Genomic DNA, 21,954 nt, shown 5'->3' on the forward strand with positions numbered 1-21,954 from the left:
GTCAGGCTCCCTTCCCGGTGCGCCGGGCGGCCGGCTGGGTGACGCGGTCGAGCATCAGGCCGAGGCAGACGATCGCGGCGCCGGCCACCAGACCGGTCGCGAGGTCGCCCTGGGCGAGGCCGAAGACGGCGTCGTAGCCGAGGGCGCCGCCGCCGACCAGGCCGCCGATGACGACGACGGCGAGGACCAGGACGACGCCCTGGTTGACGGCGAGCAGCAGCGCGGGCCGGGCCAGCGGGAGCTGGACCTGGCGCAGTTGCTGGCCGCCGGTCGCGCCGAGCGAGCGGGCGGACTCCAGGGCGGCCGGGTCGACCTGGCGCAGGCCCTGGGTGGTGATGCGCACGACGGCGGGCAGCGCGTAGACGACGGCCGCGGCGACCGCCGGTGCGCGGCCGACGCCGAACAGGGCGACGACGGGGATCAGGTAGACGAACTGCGGCATCGTCTGGAAGACGTCCAGGACGGGGCGCAGCAGCCGCTCGACGCGGTCGCTGCGGGCCGCCGCGACTCCGGTGGCGAAGCCCAGCACGAGGGTGACGGCGACCGCCGCGAGGACCTGCGACAGCGTGTCCAGGGACGGCTCCCACACGCCGAGCACACCGGTCGCGGCCATGGCCGCGACGGCGGTCAGCGCGGTGCGCCAGGTGCCGATCGGCCAGGCGAGCGCGGCGACCAGCAGCAGCACCGACCACCAGGGCAGCCACAGGAGGCCGTCGCGGACCGGGTCCAGGACCCAGGTGGTGAAGTGGGCCGCCCAGTCGGCGGTGCCGCCGACGACGGGCACGCCGGAGTAGAGGTGGCCGGTCATCCAGTCGACGACGCGGTTGACCGGTTCGGCGACGGCGACCGTCCACGCGTCCGGCCAGTCGGGCCGGCCGGCCAGCCGTACGGCGACGGCGAGGGCCGCGGCGGCGGCGGCGGCGGCGAGCAGGGCGTACGTGGTGCGGCGGCCGTGGGCCGGCCCGGTGCCGCGTCCGGCGGCGGCCGTCACCCGGTCGAGGACGACCGCGAGCAGCACGACGGGGATGCCGGCCGCGAGGGCCGCGCCCACGTCCACCGAGGCGAGCGCCTGGTAGACGCGGTCGCCGAGTCCGCCGCCGCCGATCACCGACGCGATGACCGCCATCGACAGCGCCATCATGATCGTCTGGTTGAGGCCGAGGAGGAGCTCCCTGCGGGCCAGCGGGATGCGGGCGGTCAGCAGGCGCTGGCGGGCGGTGGCGCCGAGCGACTCGACCGCCTCCAGGACCTCCTTGTCGGCGCCGCGCAGACCGAGCGAGGTGAGGCGGGCCATGGGCGGGGCGGCGTAGACGACGGTGGCCAGGACGGCCGCCGGGACGCCGATGCCGAACACCAGGACCACGGGGAGCAGGTAGGCGAAGGCCGGCAGCACCTGCATGGTGTCCAGGACCGGGCGCAGGGCTCGGTCCATGCGGTCGGAGAGGCCGGCGGCGAGGCCCAGCAGCGCGCCCACGACGACGGACGCGAGGACGGCGACCACCATGAGGGCGAGGGTCTGCATGGTCGGCACCCACATGCCGAGCAGGCCGCAGGTCAGGAACGCGGCGGCCGTGCCGAGCGCCGGTCGTACGCCCGCCGTGCGCCAGGCGACGACCGCGCCGAGTGCGGTGACGCCGGCCCAGCCCGCGGCCAGCAGGAACAGGTAGACGGCGCGCACGGAGAGGACGACGGCGTTGCTGATGTGGCCGAAGAAGTAGAGGAACAGGGGGTGGCTGTCGCGGTTGTCGATGATCCAGTCGTTGGCGCGGGTCAGCGGGCCGGTCAGGTCGACGGTGAGGGCCGCGGGCCAGGTCCCGCTGTGCCAGCGGGCGTGGGCGAGGGGGACGAGGACCGCCGCCGCGAGGGCGAGGACGAGGAGTTTGCGGACGGCGCGGCCGCGCAGGACGCCGGGAAGGGGGACGCGGAGGGCGGGGGCGGTGATCGTCGCCATCAGACGGCCTCCTCACGGGGTTCCGCCCCTGTCGCGGCACCGGGCGTCGTCCCCGCGACGACCCCCAGCAGGGCGTCGGAGTCGACGACTCCCACGCAGCGGCCGTCGTCCATCACCCGGGCCGGGATGCCGGTGCGGGCGACCGCTTCGATGGCCTCGGAGACCGTGGCGTCGGAGGCGACGGCCGGGCCGTGGCCCGCGTCCGCCGGGGTCGCGGCGCGCATGGCGGTGCGGACGGGGAGAACCTGCTCGCGGGGGACGTCGCGGACGAACGCGCGGACGTAGTCGTCGGCGGGCGAGCCGACGATCTCCTCCGGGGTGCCGAGCTGGACGACGCGGCCGTCCCGCATGAGGGCGATGCGGTCGCCGAGCTTGAGCGCCTCGCTCAGGTCGTGGGTGATGAAGACCATCGTGCGGCCCTCCTCGCGGTGCAGGCGGATCACCTCCTCCTGCATGTCCCGGCGGATCAGCGGGTCGAGCGCGCTGAACGGCTCGTCGAAGAGGAGGACCTCCGGGTCCACGGCCAACGCCCTTGCCAGTCCGACCCGTTGGCGCTGGCCGCCGGACAGCTGGCCGGGCCTGCGGTGCTCCATGCCCGCCAGGCCGACCTTGGCGACGACCTCGCCGGCCCGCTCGCGGCGCTCGGACCTGCCGACGCCCTGGATCTCCAGGCCGTACGCCACGTTGTCGAGGACCGTGCGGTGCGGGAGCAGGCCGAAGTGCTGGAAGACCATCGCGGCGCGGTGGCGGCGGAGTTCGCGCAGGCGGGTGCGGTCCATCGCGCGGACGTCCTCGCCGTCGACGACGATGGTGCCGGCCGTCGGCTCGACCAGCCGGGTCAGGCAGCGCACGAGGGTGGACTTGCCGGAGCCGGACAGGCCCATCACGACGAAGACCTCGCCCTTGCGGACGTCGAAGGAGACGTCCCGGACGGCGGCCGTGCAGCCGGTGCGGGAGCGCAGCTCGGCGGCCGGGAGGGCGGCCAGCTCCGGGTCGAGGGGGACGCGTTCGGACTTCGGGCCGAAGACCTTCCAGAGGCCTTCGACGGAGAAGACGGGGGCGGAGGCCGCGGGGGTGGGGGCCGCGGGGCCGGCGGGGCTCGTGGTCATCGCGCACCGCCCCCGACCGGGCCCGCGGCCCGCTCGGCGGTCACGCCGCCCGGCCGTTCACCGGTTTCGGCGGTCAAGCCGCCCGGCCGTTCACCGGTTCCACCGGTTTCGGCGTCCGGCCGTCCGCCGACCAGTTCGGCGGCCCGTTCGCCGACCATCAGCACGCCGATCATGGGGTTCACGGCGGTCATGGTCGGGAACACCGACGCGTCGGCGATGCGCAGCCCGTCCAGACCGCGGACGCGCAACCGCGGGTCGACGACGGCCAGTTCGTCGTCGGGCGCGCCCATGCGGCAGGTGCCCGCCGGGTGGTAGACGGTGTGGGCGACCTTGCGGGCGTACTCGCTCAGTTCCTCGTCGCCGGTGACGTGCGGGCCGGGGGCCACCTCGCGCTTGAGCCAGCCGGCGAGCGGCTCGGTCTTCGCGATCTCGCGGGCGATCCTGATCCCGTCGACGAGGGTGCGGCCGTCGTAGTCGTCCTCGTCGGTGAAGTAGCGGAAGTCCAGGGCGGGCTTCACGGCGGGGTCCGCGCTGGTCAGGTACAGGCGGCCGCGGCTCCTCGGCTTCGGGATGTTGGGGGTCATCGAGACGCCGTGGGGCGGGCGTTCGTAGCCGAGGCGCTCCGGATTGTCCGTGAAGGGGATCTGGTAGAAGTGGAACATCAGGTCGGGGCCCGGCTGTTCGGGGTCACGGCGCACGAACAGGCCCGCGTCGGAGTCCATCGCGGAGTTCTCGGGGATCGGGCCGTGCGTCTCCCACACGATCACCGACTCGGGGTGGTCGAGGAGGTTCTCGCCGACGCCGGGCAGGTCGTGGACGACGGGTATGCCGAGGGCGTCCAGGTCGGCCTTCGGTCCGATGCCGGAGTGCAGGAGCAGGCGGGGCGAGTCGACGGCGCCCGCGCACAGCAGGACCTCGTGGCGGGCCCGGACGGTGAACTCCTCGCCGTCGGCGGCGCGTACGCGTACGCCCGTCGCCCGGGTGCCGTCCAGCTCCAGCCGGTGGGCCCAGGTCTCCAGGAGGATGCGCAGGTTCGGGCGCTCGTCCATGACCGGGTGCAGATAGGCGACCGAGGCGCTGGAGCGCTTGTTGTCCTCGGGGTGGTAGGCCAGGTCGAAGAAGCCGGCCCCCTCGGTGAACGGCCGCCGGTTGAAGCCCTCGACGCGGGGTACTCCGAGTGCGGCCTGCGCCGCGTCGACGAAGTCGCGGGCGATGGCGTTCCGGTCCTTCTCGTCGACCGGGACGATGTTGTTCAGCAGGCGGGCGTAGTACGTCTCCATGGCGGCCGCGCCCCAGCCGTCGGCACCGGCCGCCTCCCACTCGTCCCAGTCGGAGGGGAGCGGCTTGAAGGCGATGAGGGTGTTGTGGGAGGAGCAGCCGCCGAGGACGCGGGCCCGGCTGTGCCGGATGTGGGAGTTGCCGCGCGGCTGTTCGGTGGTGGGGTAGTCGTAGTCGAGTTCGCCGCCGAGCAGGCCCATCCAGCGGCGCAGGGTGAGGACGTCGTCGCGGCCGACGTCGCTGGGGCCGCCCTCGACGACGGCGACGGTGACGTCGGGGTTCTCGGTGAGGCGGGAGGCGATGACGGAGCCGGCGGTGCCACCGCCGATCACGACGTAGTCGTAGACGTGGGGGGTCTCGGGCATGAGCACTCCTGGAGAGGGCGGGCGAGCGGGGTCGCGGGTGGACCGGACGTGCGGGCCGCGGGTGGACCGGACGTGCGGGCCGCGGGTGGACCGGACGTGCGGGCCGCGGGTGGACCGGACGTGCGGGCCGCGGGTGGGCCGGGTGCGGGGGCCGCGGGTCAGCCCGCGAACCAGCGGACCGGCTTCGGCGCCAGGTTCTGGTAGACGTGCTTGGTCTCGCGGTACTCGGCGAGTCCGGCGGGGCCGAGTTCGCGGCCGACGCCGCTCCTGCCGAAGCCGCCCCACTCCGCCTGCGGGAGGTAGGGGTGGAAGTCGTTGATCCAGACGGTGCCGTGGCGGAGCCGGCCGGCGACCCGGCGCGCACGGCCCGCGTCGGCGGTCCAGACGGCGCCCGCGAGGCCGTACTCGGTGTCGTTGGCGAGGGCGACCGCCTCGTCCTCGGTGCGGAAGGTCTCGACGGTGAGGACCGGGCCGAAGACCTCTTCGCGGACGACACGCATCTCGCGGTGGCAGTGGTCGAGGACGGTCGGCTCGTAGAAGTAGCCGTCCCGCGGCCGCTGCGGGCAGGGGTCGGGGCGCTTGCCGCCGGAGCGCAGTACGGCGCCCTCGGCGAGCGCCGACTCGACGTACGCCTCGACCTTCGCGCGCTGCTGCGCGGAGACGAGGGGGCCGCACTCGACGCCGTCCTCGGTGCCGCGGCCGAGGCGGATCCGCCCGGCCCGGCGGGCGAGTTCGGTGACGAAGCGGTCGCGGACGGACTCCTCGACGATGAGGCGGGAGCCCGCCGAGCAGACCTGGCCGCTGTGGATGAAGGCCGCGTTGAGGGCCTGGTCGACGGCGGTGTCGAAGCCCTCCTCGGTGGCGCAGGCGTCGGCGAAGACGACGTTGGGGTTCTTGCCGCCGAGTTCGAGGGCGACCTTCTTGACGCCGGGAGCGGCGGCCTGCGCGACCTTGGTGCCGCTGACCAGGCCGCCGGTGAAGGAGACCAGGTCGACGTCGGGGTGCTCGGCGAGGCGGGCGCCGACCGAGTGACCGGGACCGGTGACGATGTTGGCGACGCCGGCGGGCAGCCCGGCCTCGGCGAGCAGGCCGATGAGCGCGACCGTCGTCAGCGGGGTGATCTCGCTGGGCTTGACCACGAAGGTGTTGCCGGCGGCGAGCGCCGGGGCGATCTTCCAACTGGACTGCAGGAGAGGGTAGTTCCAGGGGGTGATCAGCGCGCACACGCCGACCGGTTCGTGGACGACGACGCTGTGGACGTCGGGCGAGCCCGCGTCGACGACCCGGCCGGGGGCTTCCGCGGCGACGAGGTCGGCGAAGTAGCGGAAGGCGTCGGCGACACAGTCGATGTCGACGCGGCCCTCCTCGACGGTCTTGCCCGCGTCCCGGCTCTCCAGCAGGCCGAGTTCTTCGCGGTCGCGTACGAGGAGGTCGGCGACGCGGCGCAGCAGCGCGGCGCGCTCGGCGGCGGGGGTGCGCGGCCAGTCACCGTGGTCGAAGGCCTGCCGGGCCGCCGCCACCGCGAGATCGGTGTCCTTCTCGTCGCCCTCCGCGACCAGGGCGAACGGCAGGGCGTCCGCGGGGTCGAGGATCTCGCGCGTGGCGCCGGAGACGGCCGCGCGCCATTCGCCGCCCGCGCAGACGGTCCTGCGCGCCTGGAGTTCCGTACCGTCCGCCCTGTCCGTCCTGTCCGCGGTGTCCGTCATGATCGGGATCGCCTTCCGTTCCGGTTCCGTTCCCCTCGGTGACGCCGGCGTCACCCCTCGGGACCGTGAGCGCATGCCCTTCGACCCCGATCGCATGCGCAATCCATGGCCGAAAGTGCGCGGCGTCACTGAAAATGCGGACAGAAGCAGATGAAAACGGGTGGAACCCCGGACGGCGCGGGCCCGGCAGGGCCCCGGACGCACCGATCCCCGGGCGGCGGGTGCCGTCCGGGGATCGGGAAGTGCGGTGGTGCGGTGGTGCGGTGAGCCGTGGCTCAGATGAGGCCGAGCGCGCGGACCGCCTCGCGCTCCTCGGCCAGCTCCTGCACGGAGGCGTCGATGCGGGCGCGGGAGAACTCGTTGACGTCCAGGCCCTGGACGATCTCGTACTTGCCGTCCTTGGTGGTGACCGGGAAGGAGGAGATGAGGCCCTCCGGGACGCCGTAGGAGCCGTCGGACGGGATGCCCATGGAGGCCCAGTCGCCCTCGGCGGTGCCGTTGACCCAGGTGTACACGTGGTCGATGGCCGCGTTGGCGGCGGAGGCGGCGGAGGACGCGCCACGCGCCTCGATGATGGCCGCACCGCGCTTGGCGACGGTCGGGATGAAGTCCTCGGCCAGCCACTTCTCGTCGTCGACGACCTCGGCGGCGTTCTTGCCGGCGATCGTGGCGTGGAAGATGTCCGGGTACTGCGTGGCGGAGTGGTTGCCCCAGATGGTCAGGCGCTTGATGTCGGCGACCGTGGAGCCCGTCTTCTTCGCGAGCTGGGTCAGCGCGCGGTTGTGGTCCAGGCGGGTCATCGCGGTGAAGCGCTCGGCCGGTACGTCCGGGGCGGCGGCCTGGGCGATCAGCGCGTTGGTGTTGGCCGGGTTGCCGACGACGAGGACCTTGATGTCGTCCGCGGCGTGGTCGTTGATGGCCTTGCCCTGCGGCTTGAAGATGCCGCCGTTGGCCTCCAGGAGGTCACCGCGCTCCATGCCCTTGGTGCGGGGGCGGGCGCCGACGAGGAGGGCGACGTTGGTGCCGTCGAAGGCGACGTTCGGGTCGTCGGTGATGTCGATGCCCTGGAGCAGCGGGAACGCGCAGTCGTCCAGCTCCATGGCGGTGCCCTCGGCGGCCTTCAGCGCGGGCGTGATCTCCAGGAGGCGCAGCTTGACCGGCACGTCCGCGCCGAGCAGCTGGCCGGAGGCGATGCGGAAGAGCAGTGCGTAACCGATCTGGCCGGCCGCGCCGGTGACGGTGACGTTCACGGGAGTGCGGGTCATGGCGTTCTCCGTATGACAGCTGGCGGTGGGGCGTCCCTGCCCCGGACGTTTGATCGATCTCTTGGCGTCAAGAGATCGACCAGCGGTCAGGCTACCGCGCATCCGGGATGCCGTACGTCCGGGGTTGTGTGGCCCGTCCCACAGAGTGACATCCGGTCGCGGTCGCCGCACCACGTCGTGCGTTCCCCGGCCCGAGGGCGCGAAAGGCGGCCGCCGGTCCGGGAGAGGGGGGAACCGGGCGGCCGCCGGTGGGGGTGCCGGGTCGTGCCGGACTCCCGTGGGGTTACCGTTCGCGTGCCCGGGGCGGAGCGGGGTATGCCTGCGCGCGCCGATTTCTTTCCCCGGCCGGTTCCGGCGGCCGGACCGGTCCCCGGCCAGGGTCTTTCGTTCGGGTCAGGCCGGCCCACGCTCCCTGATCCGGCCTGACCCGAACGAAAGACCCTACGTGCAGCCCCGCTGCCCCGAGGCCAGTTCGGCGCACGCGCGCAGCTCGCCCGGCTCCTTCACGGCCGCCATCGGGGTGTACGCGATCGTCTCGCCGCCGCCGGTGATGCCGCCGGTCCCGCTCGTCCCGCCCACGGTCACCCGGACGGTGTCGCCCGGTACCGCCCCGGTGAGGCGCCCCCAGGCGGCGCCGCAGGTGTCGCTGTAGCGGACCTCCAGCAGGGCCGCGCCGACGGTGACGCTCCGTGCCGTGGTGACGTGCTCGCCCGTGCACCCCATCTTCTCCGGGTCCTTGCCCGTGCAACCGGGGCCGGCGCACAGCACGCCCGGCGGCAGGCCGGGGGTGGAGGCTGCGGAGGGGGCGGGGGTCCGGGCGGCGGTCCGGCCGCTGTCGGGGGGTCCGCCGTCGGTCAGGAGGAAGGCGCCCACGGTGACGGTCACCGCGCCGAGCGCGCCGGCCAGGAACACCGCCGGGCGCCGCGCGGGCCGGCCGGGGCCGGGCGCCGGGGTCGTCACCGTGCGGGCACGGGACAGCAGGACGGCCTCGGTGGCGTCGCCGTGGCGCAGCGCGGAGCGGCTCCAGGCCCGCTCGGCCAGTTCCCACAGGGTGATCAGCGGGACCGGGTCGGTGCCGGTGACCTCGGCCAGGGCGACGACCGCGCCCTTGGGGGCGAGCAGCCGGCCGTCGAGGTAGCGCTCCCAGGATGCCTCGCCGTAGCCGGTGCCGTCGGCGAGCGCGGCCGGGCCCGCACCGCTGTCGTCCGCGATCCGGCGCAGCCGCGTGACGAACTCCCGGACCTGCGGATCCAGCGCGTCCGGCAGATCATTCCAGCGAGGCATCGGTCCCCCTTCCGCCGCCGTGTCCCCCGCGGCCACGGTAGCGCCCGGCCGGGCACCGCGGCTCCCCCGGCGGGACCGGTTCCCGGTCCGGGGGTGACTGTGGCCGGGCGCGCACACGGTGGCGGAACGGTCACCGCTGTGCCACAGCGCGCGGCCGGGCGTTGAACGGCGCGCTCCCCGTGCGGCAGCGTGGGACACGACGGCGGCCCGTCCTTCTCGGGGGAGAGGACGGGCCGCCGTACGCGCGCCGGGGCGGGGCCGTCAGCCGTCGACCGTGAAGTGCAGGGTGTCCTTCAGGAAGGGGATCTGCAGCCACGGGCCGGGCTGGGCCATCAGCGCCAGCAGGACGATCGCCGCCCCCAGCACGCCGTACGTCGCGATGTCGGTGAACCGGGAGCGGACGGCGAGCATGCCGACGCCGGGCAGGAACCAGCGCAGGGCGGCGCCGCCGAGCAGGGCGGCGCCGATCAGGATCGTGCCGACACGGAACTGGTCGAAGGCGGTCACCAGCAGGCCGAGGGCGACCAGGCCGAGGACGGCCAGGATCGGCCACTGCCGGGCGGGCGCGGGCGCGTCCTGGGGTGCGGCCCGGCCGCCGCCCTCGGGACGGGCGGTGTCCCGCGTGAACAGGGGGAAGCGGCGGGTGGTGCGGCGCGGGACGCCGTCGGCGTCGGGTGCGCTGACCGGGTCGCGGACGACGGGCTCCACGAACGCACGCTCCTCGGCGGACGGGGCCGGCTCACCGCCGTCGGCGCGGTCCGCGGCGCCGGGGTGCTCCACGCCGTCGGCCCGGTCCGCGGCATCGGCGCGCTCCGTGGCATCGGTCCGGTCCGCGGCATCGGTCCGGTCCGCGGCATCGGTCCGCTCCGTGGCGTCGGCCGGGTCGCCCGATTCGGTGCGGTCGCCCGATTCGGTGCGGTCGCCCGCTTCGGTGCGGTCGTCGGCGTGGGTGCGGTCGGGGTGGTTCCCGCGGTCAGCCGACACTGCGCTCCGCCGCCTCGACCACGTTGACGAGCAGCTGGGCACGGGTCATCGGGCCGACGCCGCCCGGGTTCGGGGAGATCCAGCCGGCCACCTCGCGGACGTCCGGGTGGACGTCGCCCACGATCCGGCCCTCCGCGTTGCGGGAGACGCCCACGTCGAGGACGGCCGCGCCCGGCTTGACGTCCTCGGCGCGGATCAGGTGGGCCGAGCCCGCGGCGGCGACGATGACGTCCGCCCGCCTCAGGTGCGCCGAGAGGTCGCGGGTACCGGTGTGGCACTGGGTGACCGTGGCGTTCTCGCTGCGCCGGGTCAGCAGCAGCGGCATCGAGCGGCCGATGGTGACGCCGCGGCCGACGACCACGACCTCGGCGCCCTTGATCTCGACGCCGTGGCGGCGCAGCAGGGTCAGCACGCCGTTGGGGGTGCAGGGCAGCGGGGCGGGTTCGTTGAGGACGAGGCGGCCGAGGTTCATCGGGTGCAGGCCGTCGGCGTCCTTGGCGGGGTCCATCAGTTCGAGGACGCGGTTCTCGTCGATGCCCCTGGGCAGCGGGAGCTGCACGATGTAACCGGTGCAGGCCGGGTCCTCGTTCAGCTCGCGGACGACCGCCTCGATCTCCTCCTGCGTGGCCGTGCCGGGCAGTTCGCGCTGGATGGAGGCGATGCCCACCTCGGCGCAGTCACGGTGCTTGCCGGCGACGTACTTCTGGCTGCCGGGATCGTCCCCGACGAGGATCGTGCCGAGGCCGGGCGTGACGCCCTTCTCCCTCAGCGCCGCCACTCGGGCGGTCAGGTCCGACTTGATCTCGGCTGCGGTGGCCTTGCCATCGAGAATCTGGGCGGTCATGGGCCCATCTTCCCGGATGACGCCCTCCCGGTTCCAATCCGGGTGACCCCGCCGCCGGACATGCCCGCCGGGCCGGTGCGGCGACCGCTCCGGCGGTGATCCACCGAGTTGCACTTGCACAACGTCCCGGGTCACCGGCTGGACAACGAACCGGTCGCTGACGAACGATTGACGTCCAGTGCCGCGGGCAGTACCGGGGGGACGCACCGCACCGTGAGAACTTCCTCCGCACGTGCCACGCGTCGTCCCCGCACCCGAGTGCACACGGAGGAAGGACCGCCATGAGCTTCGGCGAGCCGAACAACCCCTACGGGCCGCCGCCCCAGCAGCCCCCGGCCGCGCCCGGCTACGGCCACCCGCAGCAGCCGCCCGCCCCCGGGTACGGCGTCCCGCAGGCCCCGCCGTACCAGCAGCAGCCGTATCCGCAGCAGGCGTACCCGCAGCACCCGGGCGGGGACCCGTACTTCCAGGGCGGCCACCACCCCGGCGGCCCGGCGCAGATGCCGCGGCCGACGCGCGTCGCGCAGGTCCTGGTGGGCGTGATCGCCCTGGCCCACCTGATCGTCGCGGGCTCGTACGTGTGGGTGCTGTCCCGGTGGGACGAGGAGATGCTGAAGGCCGGGGTGACCGACGACCCGGACGTGGAGCGCTACGCCGACCTGGGCAAGGGCATCGTGGTGTTCATGGCGGGCCTGGCCACCGTGTTCGCGATCCTCGGCGTCGTGCTGCTCCTGCAGTACGCCAAGGGCGGCAACGCCGTGCGCGTGTGCTCCATCGTGTACGGCTCGTTCGCCATCGTCACCGGCATCTTCATGCTGTCGGCCTGGGGCCTCGGCCTCGTCCTCATCGCCGTCAGCATCCTGGTGATCGTCTTCTGCGCGAAGCGCGAGAGCGCGGGCTGGTTCCGCCGGCCGCGCCACTGACGCAACAACAAGTGGCCGGGCCGCAACGGCAACGTCCACGCCCGGGACACCCTGGACTGCGAGGGCTAGGGTCACGCGGGCAACGCCGCCGACCGGGGCGCGGCCGGCGGCGGCTTCGTCGACGCCCGGGACCGCGCGTCGTCCGTGAGGAACGCGGGTCGCACGGGCGGCAACGACGTCGTCCGGTTCCGGTACCCGGAGAACTACGGCGGGGGCTGCACCTGCCTGTCGCCCGACGAGTACTTCGCGGACAACCTGACGGACCACACCTTCACCGACGGGTCCGTCGTGAACAACGACATCCGCTCCCACAAGTGGGTGACCTCCGGCTCCTGCGCGCGGCGGCTGACGTGAGCCACCGGGCGTCGACGGCGGAAGGCGGGCGGTCCGGCAGGTGCCGAGCCGCCCGCCCCGCGTCAGCGGCGGACCGTCGGCGTCAGTGGAAGAAGTGGCGCGTCCCCGTGAAGTACATGGTGACGCCCGCCTTCTTCGCGGCCTCGACGACCAGCTCGTCACGGACCGAACCGCCCGGCTGCACGACGGCCTTCACCCCGGCCTCAACGAGGATCTCCAGCCCGTCGGGGAAGGGGAAGAACGCGTCGGAGGCGGCGTACGACCCCTGCGCGCGCTCCGCGCCGGCCCGCTCGACGGCGAGCTTCGCGGAGTCCACCCGGTTGACCTGGCCCATGCCGACGCCGACCGAGGCGCCGTCCTTGGCGAGCAGGATCGCGTTGGACTTCACGGCCCGGCAGGCCTTCCACGCGAAGGACAGCTCGGCCAGCTCGGTCTCGCTCAGGGCCTCGCCGGTCGCCAGTGTCCAGTGGGCCGGGTCGTCGCCGTCGGCCTGGAGGCGGTCGGTGACCTGGAGGAGGGCGCCGCCGTCGACGGGCTTGACCTCGACCGGGGCGGCCGGGGCGCCCTCGGCCTTGAGCACCCGGATGTTCTTCTTCTTGGCGAGGGCCTCCAGGGCCCCCTCCTCGTAGCCGGGCGCGACGATGACCTCGGTGAAGATCTCGGCGACCTGCTCCGCCATCTCCCTGGAGACCGGGCGGTTGACCGCGATGACGCCGCCGAACGCCGACAGCGGGTCGCACGCGTGCGCCTTGCGGTGCGCCTCGGCGACGTCCGCGCCGATCGCGATGCCGCAGGGGTTGGCGTGCTTGATGATCGCGACGCAGGGCTCGTCGTGGTCGTACGCGGCACGGCGGGCGGCGTCCGTGTCCGTGTAGTTGTTGTACGACATCTCCTTGCCGTGGAGCTGCTCCGCCTCGGCGAGACCGCCGGTGCCGTCGACGTAGAGCGCCGCGCCCTGGTGCGGGTTCTCGCCGTACCGCAGGGTGTTCTTGCGCGCGTAGGTGTGGCCCAGGAAGTCGGGGAAGCCGCTGTCGTCGACGGCCGCGTAGTCGTCGGCGAACCAGGAGGCGACGGCGACGTCGTAGGCGGCCGTGTGCTGGAAGGCCTCGGCGGCCAGCCGCTTGCGGGTGGCGAGGTCGAAGCCGCCGCCCCGGACGGCGGCGAGGACGTCGCCGTAGCGCTCGGGGCTGGTGACCACGGCGACCGACGGGTGGTTCTTGGCGGCGGCGCGCACCATGGACGGCCCGCCGATGTCGATCTGCTCGACGCACTCGTCGGGCGAGGCACCGGAGGCGACCGTCTCGCGGAACGGGTAGAGGTTCACGACGACGAGGTCGAAGGGCTCGACGCCCAGCTCGGTGAGCTGCCGCCGGTGGTCCTCCAGCCGCAGGTCGGCGAGGATGCCGGCGTGCACGCGCGGGTGCAGGGTCTTGACGCGGCCGTCCAGGCACTCGGGGAAGCCGGTCAGCTCCTCGACCTTGGTGACGGGGACGCCGGCGGCGGCGATGCGGGAGGCGGTGGACCCGGTGGAGACGAGGGTGACACCGGCCTCGTGCAGCCCGCGGGCCAGCTCTTCGAGGCCGGTCTTGTCGTAGACGCTGACGAGCGCGCGACGGATCGGCCGCTGGGTGCTCTCGTTGCTCTCGGCGGTCACTGGATAACTACCTTTCGTCCCTCGATGCGATAGCCGTTGCGGGCGAGGCGCCCCACGACCTCGACGAGCAGCCTTCGCTCGACTTCCTTGATGCGCTCGTGCAGCGCGCTCTCGTCGTCCTCGTCCCGGACCTCCACCACGCCCTGCGCGATGATCGGGCCGGTGTCGACGCCGTCGTCGACGAAGTGGACGGTGCAGCCGGTCACCCGGGCGCCGTACGCGAGCGCGTCCCGCACCCCGTGGGCACCCGGGAAACTGGGGAGCAGGGCGGGGTGGGTGTTGACGAACCGCCCACCGAACCGCGCCAGGAACTCCTTGCCGACGATCTTCATGAACCCGGCGGACACGACGAGGTCGGGCTCGTGGGCGGCGACGGCCTCCGCGAGGGCGGCGTCCCAGGCCTCGCGGGTTCCGTAGTCCTTGACCTTCCGCACGAAGGTGGGGATCCCGGCCCGCTCGGCCCGCGCGAGCCCCTCGATGCCCTCCCGGTCGGCGCCGACGGCCACGATCTCGGCGCCGTACGCCTCGACACCGGTCGCGGCGATCTCGTCGAGCAGCGCCTGAAGATTCGTACCGGAACCGGAGACCAGCACGACGAGGCGCTTGGCCTCGGGCTTGGCGGCCACGATGGGGCCCTTTCTCGGGGGAGCGTCTGTCCGTCGGCCGACTCACGACGCCACGCTTGTGCATTCGTACGAATGCTTCGCGCCCCGGGATACGGGGAAGTCTACGAAGCGGCCGACCGCCAGCAACGATACCGGCACACCGGACGGCCCCCGCGGGACGGGGGCGTGGCCGGAAGGTAGCGTCTGGGGCGAGCGGGCTCGGGAACGCGGTCGTCGTGCGGAGCGTTTCCCCTGTGACCGCTCACATCCGACAGCCGTGTGCGGTCGCCTCGGCCAGCAAGCCGTGACCACCGTCGTGATCACTTAGGGGAAGACGCTCTCTTGATGCCGGACCGCAGTCTGCGACTCCTCACGCTCCCCCCGCAGTCACCGCAGGGAGGGGAGCGCGGCGCCGTGCTGCTGCGGGAGCGCCCAGCCACCCCGCCCGACGCGTCCACGGGCCGGGCGAGCGGCGGCGAGGGCTCCTCGTCGAAGGATTCCCCGCCGAGCGGCTCCTCGCCGGACGCCTCCTCACCGAGCGGCTCCTCACCGGACTCACCGAACTCTCCGAACGACGACAACCCCTTCGCCCCGCCCCCGGAAGGCACTCCCGACCGCCCGTGGCAGCCCCGCCGGCCGCCCCGGGGCGGGGGCGAGCCGCCGTCCGGGAACTCCCCCTGGGGCAGCCAGTGGAGCGACCGCCAGCCCGGCCGTTCCGGCGGCGGCTTCGGCGAGCGCCCCGGCGGCCCTCCCGAGGGCGGCCCCGGCTCCGGCTCCACTCCCGGCCCGCGCTGGGACCCCACCGACCCGTCCCAGCGCCGCGCCCGCTACGCCCTCCTGTGCGGCATGTGGGCCTTCTTCTTCGCCCTCTTCGGCTGGCCCTACGTGGCCCTCCTGCTCGGCGCGCTGGCCCTCAACTGGGGCATCAGCGCACTGCGCGCCAAGCCGCGCACCCCCGACCCGGACAACCCCCAGCCGCCCGCCCGCCCCCAGACCACGGCGGCCGTCAGCGGCATCGTCACCGCCTCCCTGGCCCTGGCCCTGGTGGCCCTCACCTTCACGGCCCAGCTGGTCTACAGCGACTACTACACCTGCACGAACGACGCCCTGACCAACGAGTCCAAGCAGGCCTGCAACGACCTCCTGCCGGAACAGCTGAGGAACGTCCTGGGCGGCAACGGCTAGGGCCTCTCGTCTGGATCATGCCGGGCTCGCGGGGCCTGGCACCGCCCCTCGCCGCGTTGTCGTCGGTTGCCAGGGCTCCGCCATGGCGCCCTCCTCCGCCTTGCGATGAACGGCACCAAACCCCGCTCCCTGATCCGGCCTGATCCAAACGAAAGACCCCAGGCGGCACGCACCGAGGGCCGCACCACCGCGGCCCTGGGGCTCCACCTCACAGGACCCACGCCCACCCATCACCCGGCCCGGCGGGCCGAAAACGCTCCGGCCGGGCGTCTCGTCCCGGCCGGGGGCCGCTCCTCCGGGGGATTTCGAGGACGAGGTCCGTGCAGGGCCGGCAGCCGGGGTCCGGGGGCGGCGGCCCCCGGGTCGGGTCGGGAAGGGGCGGCGGGGCGCGAACACCCCCCGCCGTTCACGGCGTCCCGGTGCCCTCCTCGCGCTCGAAGTCGTACGGCTCGGCATCCGCGCCGGATGCCGGAGCGGGCACCACCACCGGCGTCGGCACCGGCGGCGGCACCGGCGCTGCCGTCCGCACCGACGTGGCCGCGCCCGTCGTCCCACCCCGCCCCCACCACCACCGCAGGCCGAGCCCCACCGGCACCCCCACCCCCACCACCCACACCCACGCCGCCGCGCCCACCTGCCATCCCACCGGCCCGAACCGGGCCAGGCTCCCCACTCCCAACGGCCCCCCGGCCATCCCCGCCAGCACGCCGGACCCCACCGCGCACAGCACCCCCGCCAGCCCCACCACTCCCACCGTCCGCTTCCAGGACCAGACCCGTCCGCCGGGCCGCACGGCACCCCGCCCCACGAACATCCCCACCGCGCCCCCGCCCAGCAGCGCCACCACTGCCGCACCCCAGTTCAGCACCCCGCCCGCCCCCGCCTCCGGCACCGCCGCGAGCAACGGGAACGGCGGCAGCAGCGGAGCCGGGTCGGAGGCCGACGGCGCCACCACGTGCCCGGTCCCCAGCACGAACCCGGGGCCCAGCGCGTACGCCGCCCCCCACACCGCCGCGTTCGGCACCAGCACCACGCACAGCAGCAGCACCGCGAACCGCCCCGACCATCCCCCCGTCAGCTCCAGGAACGCCCCCCGCGCCGCCCCGAGATGCCACACCGACGAGACCGCCACCAGCAGGGCACCGCCTCCCACCAGCACCGCGGCCCCCGCTCCCGCCGCCCGCACGGCCACCGCCACCCGCTCCCGCCCCTCCGCCCCCAGCACCAGCCGCCGCGCCCCGCGCGGCAACAGCGCCAGTACGCGCTCCACCGGCCCGCGGGGACACCCGTACGCCACCCACACCCCGACCCCCGCCGCGACGGCCACGAGCACCGGCAGCGACACCACGGCCCCGAACCAGGAGGGCCGCAGGGCGCCGCCGGCCGCGTAGCCCGCGGCCGCCGCGGCGACGGCGAGGTACCCGAGGACCACCCCCGCCCACGCGGTCCGGGCGCTCACCAGGGGAGCGCCCTCCTCCCCGGTCCCGTCCACGGCGTCCCGCGCGGCCCGGTGCAGCAGCCACACCGGCAGGACGAGCAGCAGCAGGGGGGTGACGCCGACCGGCGCGGGGACCCCGGACAGGGTGTCGGCGCGGACCAGTTCCACCCCGTGCGCCAGCAGCCACAGCGCGGCGGCGGCATGCAGCGCGCCACCGGCCCCGCTGTCCGGATAGGGCGAGCTGATCCACAGCACCGTCACCAGCACGGCGAACGAACCGAGCCCGAGCCCCGCGGCCAGCGCACCGCCGAGCAGTCCGGCGGCCAGTCCGGGGGAACGGCGGCGGGACCTGACGAGCCGGACGAGCCGGACGAGGAGGAGCGACAACGACGAACGACGAGCGGTCATCTGGATCACGCCCGCCATGCTCCCAACGACACGCGTCTTCCCGTCGTAACGAGCGAACCACCGTTGTGTCGCCCAATATACGTTTATGTACTTTTTCGTACGAAGGGGTGCCCTGTGACACAGTGCTTCGACACCCCGCTCCCCCCGCCCAGGGAACGCCGACGCCTGCGCGAGAGGAGCTCACTGACGCAGGCTCAGCTGGCGGCGCGACTGGGTGTCAGCAGGGAGACGGTGCGCGCGTGGGAGACCGGCCGCTCCACTCCGAGCGGCCTGAAGAGGGAGTCGTACGCGAAACTGCTGGCCGAGCTGGCGGACGAACCGCCGGCCGGGACGACGGCCGAGAAGACGGCCGAGGTGACGGGCTCCCAGAAGTCCGAGCCCGCACCCCGGCTGACGGCCGGTCCGGACGCAGCCGGGAAGACCTCCGCCCCCACGGCCGTCTCCGCCCCCGCCCCCACCCTCACAGCCGTACTCGCCCCACCGTCCTCCCTCTCCCCTCCCCTGACTCCCGCTCAGGCCTTCGACGCCCTGTACGCGTTCTGCGCCCCGGCCCTCGTCCGCCAGGCCTACCTCCTCACCGGCCGCCGCGAACTGGCCCGCGAGTCGGTCGAGCAGGCCTTCCAGATCGCCTGGCAGCGCTGGCCGGAGGTGGCCGTCGACCCCGACCCGCCGAGCTGGGTCCGCGCGGCGGCGTACGAGTACGCGCTGTCCCCCTGGCACCGGTTCCGCCCCCGCTACCGCCACCCCGAGCCACCGCCGGCCGACGCCTGTGACCGCGCCCTGCTCGACGTCCTCCTGACGCTCCCGCCGTCCTACCGCCGCACCCTCCTGCTGTACGACGGGGTCGGCCTGGGGCTGCCGGAGACCGCGGCGGAGACGGAGGCGAGCACACCGGCGGCGGCGAACCGCCTGCTGCACGCGCGCGCGGCGGTCGCCGCCCGGCTGCCGGAGCTGGCGGAACCGTCCGAGCTGCACCGCCGCCTGGCGGAGACGGCGTCGACGGAACGCCTGCGCGCCGCCAAACCCCCGACGGTACGGATCGGCAGCGAACGCCGGGCCCGGTTCTGGACCAGGGCGGCGATCGCCATCACGGTGGCGATCATCGGCGCGACGGCCCTCACCCTGAGAACCGCCCCCACCCGCTACGAGGCCCCGGTCCCGCCCGGCGAGACGGTCCGCGGCGTCCCCCCGAGGACGGCCCCGGGCCCCCTCTCGGCCGCGGAACTGGCGCTGCGGGCCAAACTCCGGGCGGAAGCGGCGAACGGCCCGGAGAGACTCCGGCCGGAGCCCCACTGACGCGACGGCCCCGCCCTGCGCGCCCCGCGGACACGTCAGTGGGCCCGCCCCCCGAGGGGACGGGCCCACTGACGTTCGGACCGGCGTTCAGCCGGCGGAAGCCGCTCAGCCGGCCAGGATCTCCCGGGCCAGCTTCGCCGTCTCGGTCGGCGTCTTGCCGACCTTGACGCCGGCGGCCTCGAGGGCCTCCTTCTTGGCGGCGGCCGTGCCGGAGGAGCCGGAGACGATGGCGCCGGCGTGGCCCATGGTCTTGCCCTCGGGCGCGGTGAAGCCCGCGACGTAGCCGACGACCGGCTTGGTCACGTTCTCCTTGATGAAGGCCGCGGCCCGCTCCTCCGCGTCGCCGCCGATCTCACCGATCATGACGATCAGGTCGGTGTCGGGGTCGGCCTCGAACGCGGCGAGCGCGTCGATGTGCGTGGTGCCGATGATCGGGTCGCCACCGATGCCGACGGCGGACGAGAAGCCGATGTCGCGCAGCTCGTACATCATCTGGTACGTCAGCGTGCCGGACTTCGAGACCAGGCCGATACGGCCCGGCTTCGTGATGTCGCCCGGGATGATGCCGGCGTTCGACTGGCCCGGCGTGATCAGACCGGGGCAGTTCGGGCCGATGATCCGGGTCTTGTTGCCCTTCGAGCCCGCGTACGCGTAGAACGCGGCGGTGTCGTGGACCGCGATGCCCTCGGTGATGACGACCGCGAGGGGGATCTCGGCGTCGATCGCCTCGATGACGGCGGCCTTGGAGAAGGCCGGCGGCACGAAGAGGACGGAGACGTTGGCGCCCGTCTTCTCCATCGCCTCGGCGACCGTGCCGAAGACCGGGATCTCGGTGCCGTCGATGTCGACCGACTGACCCGCCTTGCGGGGGTTCACGCCACCGACGATGTTGGTGCCGTCCGCCAGCATGAGCTTGGTGTGCTTCATGCCCGTGGCACCGGTCATGCCCTGGACGATGACCTTGCTGTCCTTGTCGAGGAAGATAGCCATGGCTGTGTCTGTCCCTCTTCCTTACTTCGCAGCCGCGAGCTCGGCGGCCTTGTCGGCCGCGCCGTCCATGGTGTCCACGCGCTGGACCAGCGGGTGGTTGGCGTCGGAGAGGATCTTGCGACCCAGCTCGGCGTTGTTGCCGTCCAGGCGGACGACGAGGGGCTTGGTGACTTCCTCGCCCTTGTCCTTGAGCAGCTGCAGCGCCTGCACGATGCCGTTGGCGACCTCGTCGCAGGCGGTGATGCCGCCGAAGACGTTGACGAAGACGGACTTGACGTCCGGGTCGCCGAGGATGATCTCCAGGCCGTTCGCCATGACGGCGGCGGAGGCGCCACCGCCGATGTCGAGGAAGTTGGCGGGCTTGACGCCGCCGTGGGCCTCACCGGCGTACGCGACGACGTCGAGGGTGCTCATGACGAGACCCGCGCCGTTGCCGATGATGCCGACCTCGCCGTCGAGCTTGACGTAGTTGAGGTTCTTCTCCTTGGCCGCGGCCTCGAGGGGGTTGGCCGCCGCGTGGTCGACGAGCGCCTCGTGGTCGGGGTGGCGGAAGTCCGCGTTCTCGTCCAGGGAGACCTTGCCGTCGAGGGCGATGACGTCGCCGGAGGCGACCTTCGCCAGCGGGTTGACCTCGACGAGGAGGGCGTCCTCCTCGATGAAGGTCTTCCACAGCGTCACGAGGACGTCGGCGACCTTGTCCGCGACCTCGGCCGGGAACTTCGCGGCCTCGACGATCTCGCGGGCCTTCTCGGGGGTCACACCCTCGTTGGCGTCGATCGGGGTCTTCGCGACGGCCTCGGGGCGGGTGGCCGCCACCTCCTCGATCTCCATGCCGCCCTCGACGGACGCGATGGAGAGGAAGGTGCGGTTGGTGCGGTCCAGGAGGAAGGAGACGTAGTACTCCTCCAGGATCTCCGGGGCCGTCTCGGCGATCATCACCTTGTGGACCGTGTGGCCCTTGATGTCCATGCCGAGGATGTCCGTCGCACGGGCGACGGCCTCGTCCGGGGTGGCGGCGAGCTTCACGCCACCGGCCTTGCCACGGCCGCCGACCTTCACCTGGGCCTTGACTACGGACTTGCCACCGAGACGCTCAGTGGCTGCGCGGGCCGCCTCAGGCGTGTCGATGACTTCACCGGCCAGCACCGGTACATCGTGCTTGGCGAAGAGGTCCCTCGCCTGGTACTCGAACAGGTCCACGCGCTTCCGTCCCTATCAGTGATCTCGCGGTTCGTTGTCTGCGTGGGCGTGCCGCGAGGGCAACGTGACGTCCGCCGTCTGTCAGTCACAAGGGAGGCGCACACGGTGTCCGAGCGCGCGGCATGTCCGTCTCGCAGGTTATCGCTGCTTGCGGGGGGCCCCTAAATCGAGGGTCACACCTGAGCGGTGATACCTGTCACATGATGCCGACATCACTGGCACGCCGTGCCGCCTGTGAGGAGGCGGGGCGGCGGCGGCACGCGACCGGGGCGGAGCCCGGGAGGGGTCTCACCGGGCTGGGGTTGGCCCGGTGAGACCCGTGGAACAGCCCCGGAGGGGCCAGGGCGGGTCGTCCCCACCCCAATGGGGACGACCCGGCCCCGTCCCGCGGGGGTACGGCCGGGACGGCCGACGGCTTCGGCCGTCCGGGTCCTGCCTCCCGCGGAGCGGATGCCCCGACGGCGCGCGGCCGACGGGGAGCGTGCGGGGCCCGCGGGGCACGGTGGGCGCGGGTGCGCTCGCCGCGTGCGCGGGCCGTGTTGGTCAGCCGCGCCGGGCCTCGGTGGCGGCCGGCCCCCGCGCGGGGGCGACCGTGTCCGCAGCCGCCGTGGCACCGGTGCGGGCGTGCCCGGCGGCCGCCCGGACGGCGGAACCGGCCGTACCGGCCACGCCGTACGCCGTCGAACCGACGCCACCGGTCATCTCGTACCCGAAGGGGGTGACGGAAGCCGTCGGATCCCCGGCGAGCCGGTCAGCCGTACGGGTGACGGCCCGCGCGAAGGGAGCGGCGGGGCGGGGGTCGGCGTCCCGTCCGCGCTCGCAGCGGTGGCGCCGAGCGCCCACGCGCCCGCGCCACCGGCGGCCGTGCCGGGGGAACGGCGGGTGTTCTCGTTCCTGCGCACGTCGGATCCTCGAAGCTGGAAGGCATCCGGACGCCGGAGCGGGAAGACGGGCTCCGGGCCGGCGGGCAACGTGTCTCCACCCCGCGCGGCAGTCGCGCGGCGAGGGGGAGGGCGGGCTGCCCTAGGCGGTGTCTTCAAATGTCACGCCCACATCAGGAGCGATGCGAGGGTGACGGCTGCTTGGTAGGACTCGGCGGTCTTGTCGTAGCGGGT

At 73.8% G+C, this 21,954-nt stretch carries 18 protein-coding genes; 4 read left to right on the top strand and 14 right to left on the bottom strand.

Annotation, left to right across the window (positions count from 1 at the left end; genetic code table 11):
• Position 1: 1 nt before the first annotated feature.
• The 8 genes from ACH4N1_RS30420 to ACH4N1_RS30455 all read right to left on the bottom strand — a co-directional run bounded on the left by ACH4N1_RS30420 (position 2) and on the right by ACH4N1_RS30455 (position 10,786).
• Entirely contained in the window at positions 2-1,951 is a 1,950-nt protein-coding gene (locus tag ACH4N1_RS30420; protein ID WP_398102417.1) for an ABC transporter permease, read from the bottom strand.
• Positions 1,951-3,060: a glycine betaine/L-proline ABC transporter ATP-binding protein gene (locus tag ACH4N1_RS30425; protein ID WP_398102420.1), complete on the bottom strand. Its 1,110-nt coding sequence runs from the start codon at positions 3,058-3,060 to the stop codon at positions 1,951-1,953. The genes ACH4N1_RS30420 and ACH4N1_RS30425 overlap by 1 nt, the downstream gene beginning before the upstream one ends.
• A complete protein-coding gene (locus ACH4N1_RS30430; protein ID WP_398102423.1) occupies positions 3,057-4,703 on the bottom strand; it encodes a GMC family oxidoreductase in 1,647 nt (548 codons plus the stop codon). The genes ACH4N1_RS30425 and ACH4N1_RS30430 overlap by 4 nt, the downstream gene beginning before the upstream one ends.
• 158 nt (positions 4,704-4,861) lie before the next feature.
• Complete coding sequence (locus ACH4N1_RS30435) at positions 4,862-6,409, bottom strand: aldehyde dehydrogenase family protein (protein WP_398102426.1); 1,548 nt, start codon at positions 6,407-6,409, stop codon at positions 4,862-4,864.
• Between the two features lie 275 nt (positions 6,410-6,684).
• Positions 6,685-7,674, bottom strand: coding sequence for a malate dehydrogenase (locus tag ACH4N1_RS30440; protein ID WP_398102429.1), 990 nt, complete (start codon positions 7,672-7,674; stop codon positions 6,685-6,687).
• A gap of 441 nt (positions 7,675-8,115) precedes the next feature.
• Positions 8,116-8,958 (bottom strand): DUF2690 domain-containing protein, encoded by an 843-nt coding sequence (locus tag ACH4N1_RS30445; protein ID WP_398102432.1) that lies wholly within the window; start codon positions 8,956-8,958, stop codon positions 8,116-8,118.
• A gap of 261 nt (positions 8,959-9,219) precedes the next feature.
• Entirely contained in the window at positions 9,220-9,666 is a 447-nt protein-coding gene (locus ACH4N1_RS30450) for a DUF3017 domain-containing protein (RefSeq protein ID WP_398102484.1), read from the bottom strand.
• Positions 9,667-9,931: 265 nt separating this feature from the next.
• The gene (locus ACH4N1_RS30455) at positions 9,932-10,786 is read right to left on the bottom strand and encodes a bifunctional methylenetetrahydrofolate dehydrogenase/methenyltetrahydrofolate cyclohydrolase (protein ID WP_398102435.1); all 855 of its coding nucleotides are present in this window, start codon (positions 10,784-10,786) and stop codon (positions 9,932-9,934) included.
• A gap of 281 nt (positions 10,787-11,067) precedes the next feature.
• Between ACH4N1_RS30455 and ACH4N1_RS30460 the strand changes: the two genes are divergently transcribed.
• Complete coding sequence (locus tag ACH4N1_RS30460) at positions 11,068-11,709, top strand: hypothetical protein (RefSeq protein ID WP_398102438.1); 642 nt, start codon at positions 11,068-11,070, stop codon at positions 11,707-11,709.
• Between the two features lie 144 nt (positions 11,710-11,853).
• The gene (locus ACH4N1_RS30465) at positions 11,854-12,063 is read left to right on the top strand and encodes a hypothetical protein (RefSeq protein WP_398102441.1); all 210 of its coding nucleotides are present in this window, start codon (positions 11,854-11,856) and stop codon (positions 12,061-12,063) included.
• 82 nt (positions 12,064-12,145) lie between these two features.
• Here ACH4N1_RS30465 and purH read toward each other — a convergent pair whose 3' ends face one another.
• Together purH and purN are read right to left on the bottom strand one after the other, a co-directional pair.
• Positions 12,146-13,717, bottom strand: a complete 1,572-nt coding sequence (gene purH / locus ACH4N1_RS30470; protein ID WP_398102444.1) for a bifunctional phosphoribosylaminoimidazolecarboxamide formyltransferase/IMP cyclohydrolase — start codon at positions 13,715-13,717, stop codon at positions 12,146-12,148.
• Positions 13,714-14,343, bottom strand: a complete 630-nt coding sequence (gene purN, locus ACH4N1_RS30475; protein ID WP_398102447.1) for a phosphoribosylglycinamide formyltransferase — start codon at positions 14,341-14,343, stop codon at positions 13,714-13,716. Before purN ends, purH begins: the two co-directional genes overlap by 4 nt.
• Before the next feature lie 324 nt (positions 14,344-14,667).
• Between purN and ACH4N1_RS30480 the strand changes: the two genes are divergently transcribed.
• Positions 14,668-15,507: a hypothetical protein gene (locus tag ACH4N1_RS30480; protein ID WP_398102450.1), complete on the top strand. Its 840-nt coding sequence runs from the start codon at positions 14,668-14,670 to the stop codon at positions 15,505-15,507.
• A gap of 406 nt (positions 15,508-15,913) precedes the next feature.
• Here the strand turns inward: ACH4N1_RS30480 and ACH4N1_RS30485 are convergent, their stop codons facing one another.
• A complete protein-coding gene (locus ACH4N1_RS30485) occupies positions 15,914-17,371 on the bottom strand; it encodes a DUF6350 family protein (RefSeq protein ID WP_398102453.1) in 1,458 nt (485 codons plus the stop codon).
• Positions 17,372-17,467: 96 nt separating this feature from the next.
• Here ACH4N1_RS30485 and ACH4N1_RS30490 point away from each other — a divergent pair, with 96 nt between their 5' ends.
• The gene (locus ACH4N1_RS30490; protein WP_398102455.1) at positions 17,468-18,649 is read left to right on the top strand and encodes a helix-turn-helix domain-containing protein; all 1,182 of its coding nucleotides are present in this window, start codon (positions 17,468-17,470) and stop codon (positions 18,647-18,649) included.
• A 105-nt stretch (positions 18,650-18,754) separates the two neighbouring features.
• On the opposite strand, the gene sucD is transcribed toward ACH4N1_RS30490, so the two are convergent.
• From sucD to ACH4N1_RS30505, 3 genes are all read right to left on the bottom strand, one after another.
• On the bottom strand, positions 18,755-19,639 hold the full coding sequence (gene sucD, locus ACH4N1_RS30495) for a succinate--CoA ligase subunit alpha (protein ID WP_363091233.1): 885 nt from the start codon (positions 19,637-19,639) through the stop codon (positions 18,755-18,757).
• Positions 19,640-19,660: 21 nt separating this feature from the next.
• Positions 19,661-20,839, bottom strand: a complete 1,179-nt coding sequence (gene sucC, locus ACH4N1_RS30500) for an ADP-forming succinate--CoA ligase subunit beta (RefSeq protein ID WP_392240530.1) — start codon at positions 20,837-20,839, stop codon at positions 19,661-19,663.
• Between the two features lie 543 nt (positions 20,840-21,382).
• Positions 21,383-21,682, bottom strand: a complete 300-nt coding sequence (locus ACH4N1_RS30505) for a hypothetical protein (protein ID WP_398102459.1) — start codon at positions 21,680-21,682, stop codon at positions 21,383-21,385.
• Between the last annotated feature and the right edge of the window lie 272 nt (positions 21,683-21,954).

This window comes from Streptomyces sp. NPDC017202 (genome assembly GCF_044331705.1).
GTDB lineage: Bacteria > Actinomycetota > Actinomycetes > Streptomycetales > Streptomycetaceae > Streptomyces.

Coding starts and splice junctions, on each gene's coding strand:
- ACH4N1_RS30485 (WP_398102453.1), bottom strand. CDS start 17,371: ATGGCGGGCGTGATCCAGATGACCGCTCGTCGTTCGTCGTTGTCGCTC.
- ACH4N1_RS30440 (WP_398102429.1), bottom strand. CDS start 7,674: ATGACCCGCACTCCCGTGAACGTCACCGTCACCGGCGCGGCCGGCCAG.
- ACH4N1_RS30455 (WP_398102435.1), bottom strand. CDS start 10,786: ATGACCGCCCAGATTCTCGATGGCAAGGCCACCGCAGCCGAGATCAAG.
- ACH4N1_RS30430 (WP_398102423.1), bottom strand. CDS start 4,703: ATGCCCGAGACCCCCCACGTCTACGACTACGTCGTGATCGGCGGTGGC.
- ACH4N1_RS30420 (WP_398102417.1), bottom strand. CDS start 1,951: ATGGCGACGATCACCGCCCCCGCCCTCCGCGTCCCCCTTCCCGGCGTC.
- ACH4N1_RS30425 (WP_398102420.1), bottom strand. CDS start 3,060: ATGACCACGAGCCCCGCCGGCCCCGCGGCCCCCACCCCCGCGGCCTCC.
- ACH4N1_RS30435 (WP_398102426.1), bottom strand. CDS start 6,409: ATGACGGACACCGCGGACAGGACGGACAGGGCGGACGGTACGGAACTC.
- sucD (WP_363091233.1), bottom strand. CDS start 19,639: ATGGCTATCTTCCTCGACAAGGACAGCAAGGTCATCGTCCAGGGCATG.
- ACH4N1_RS30480 (WP_398102450.1), top strand. CDS start 14,668: ATGCCGGACCGCAGTCTGCGACTCCTCACGCTCCCCCCGCAGTCACCG.
- ACH4N1_RS30460 (WP_398102438.1), top strand. CDS start 11,068: ATGAGCTTCGGCGAGCCGAACAACCCCTACGGGCCGCCGCCCCAGCAG.
- ACH4N1_RS30445 (WP_398102432.1), bottom strand. CDS start 8,958: ATGCCTCGCTGGAATGATCTGCCGGACGCGCTGGATCCGCAGGTCCGG.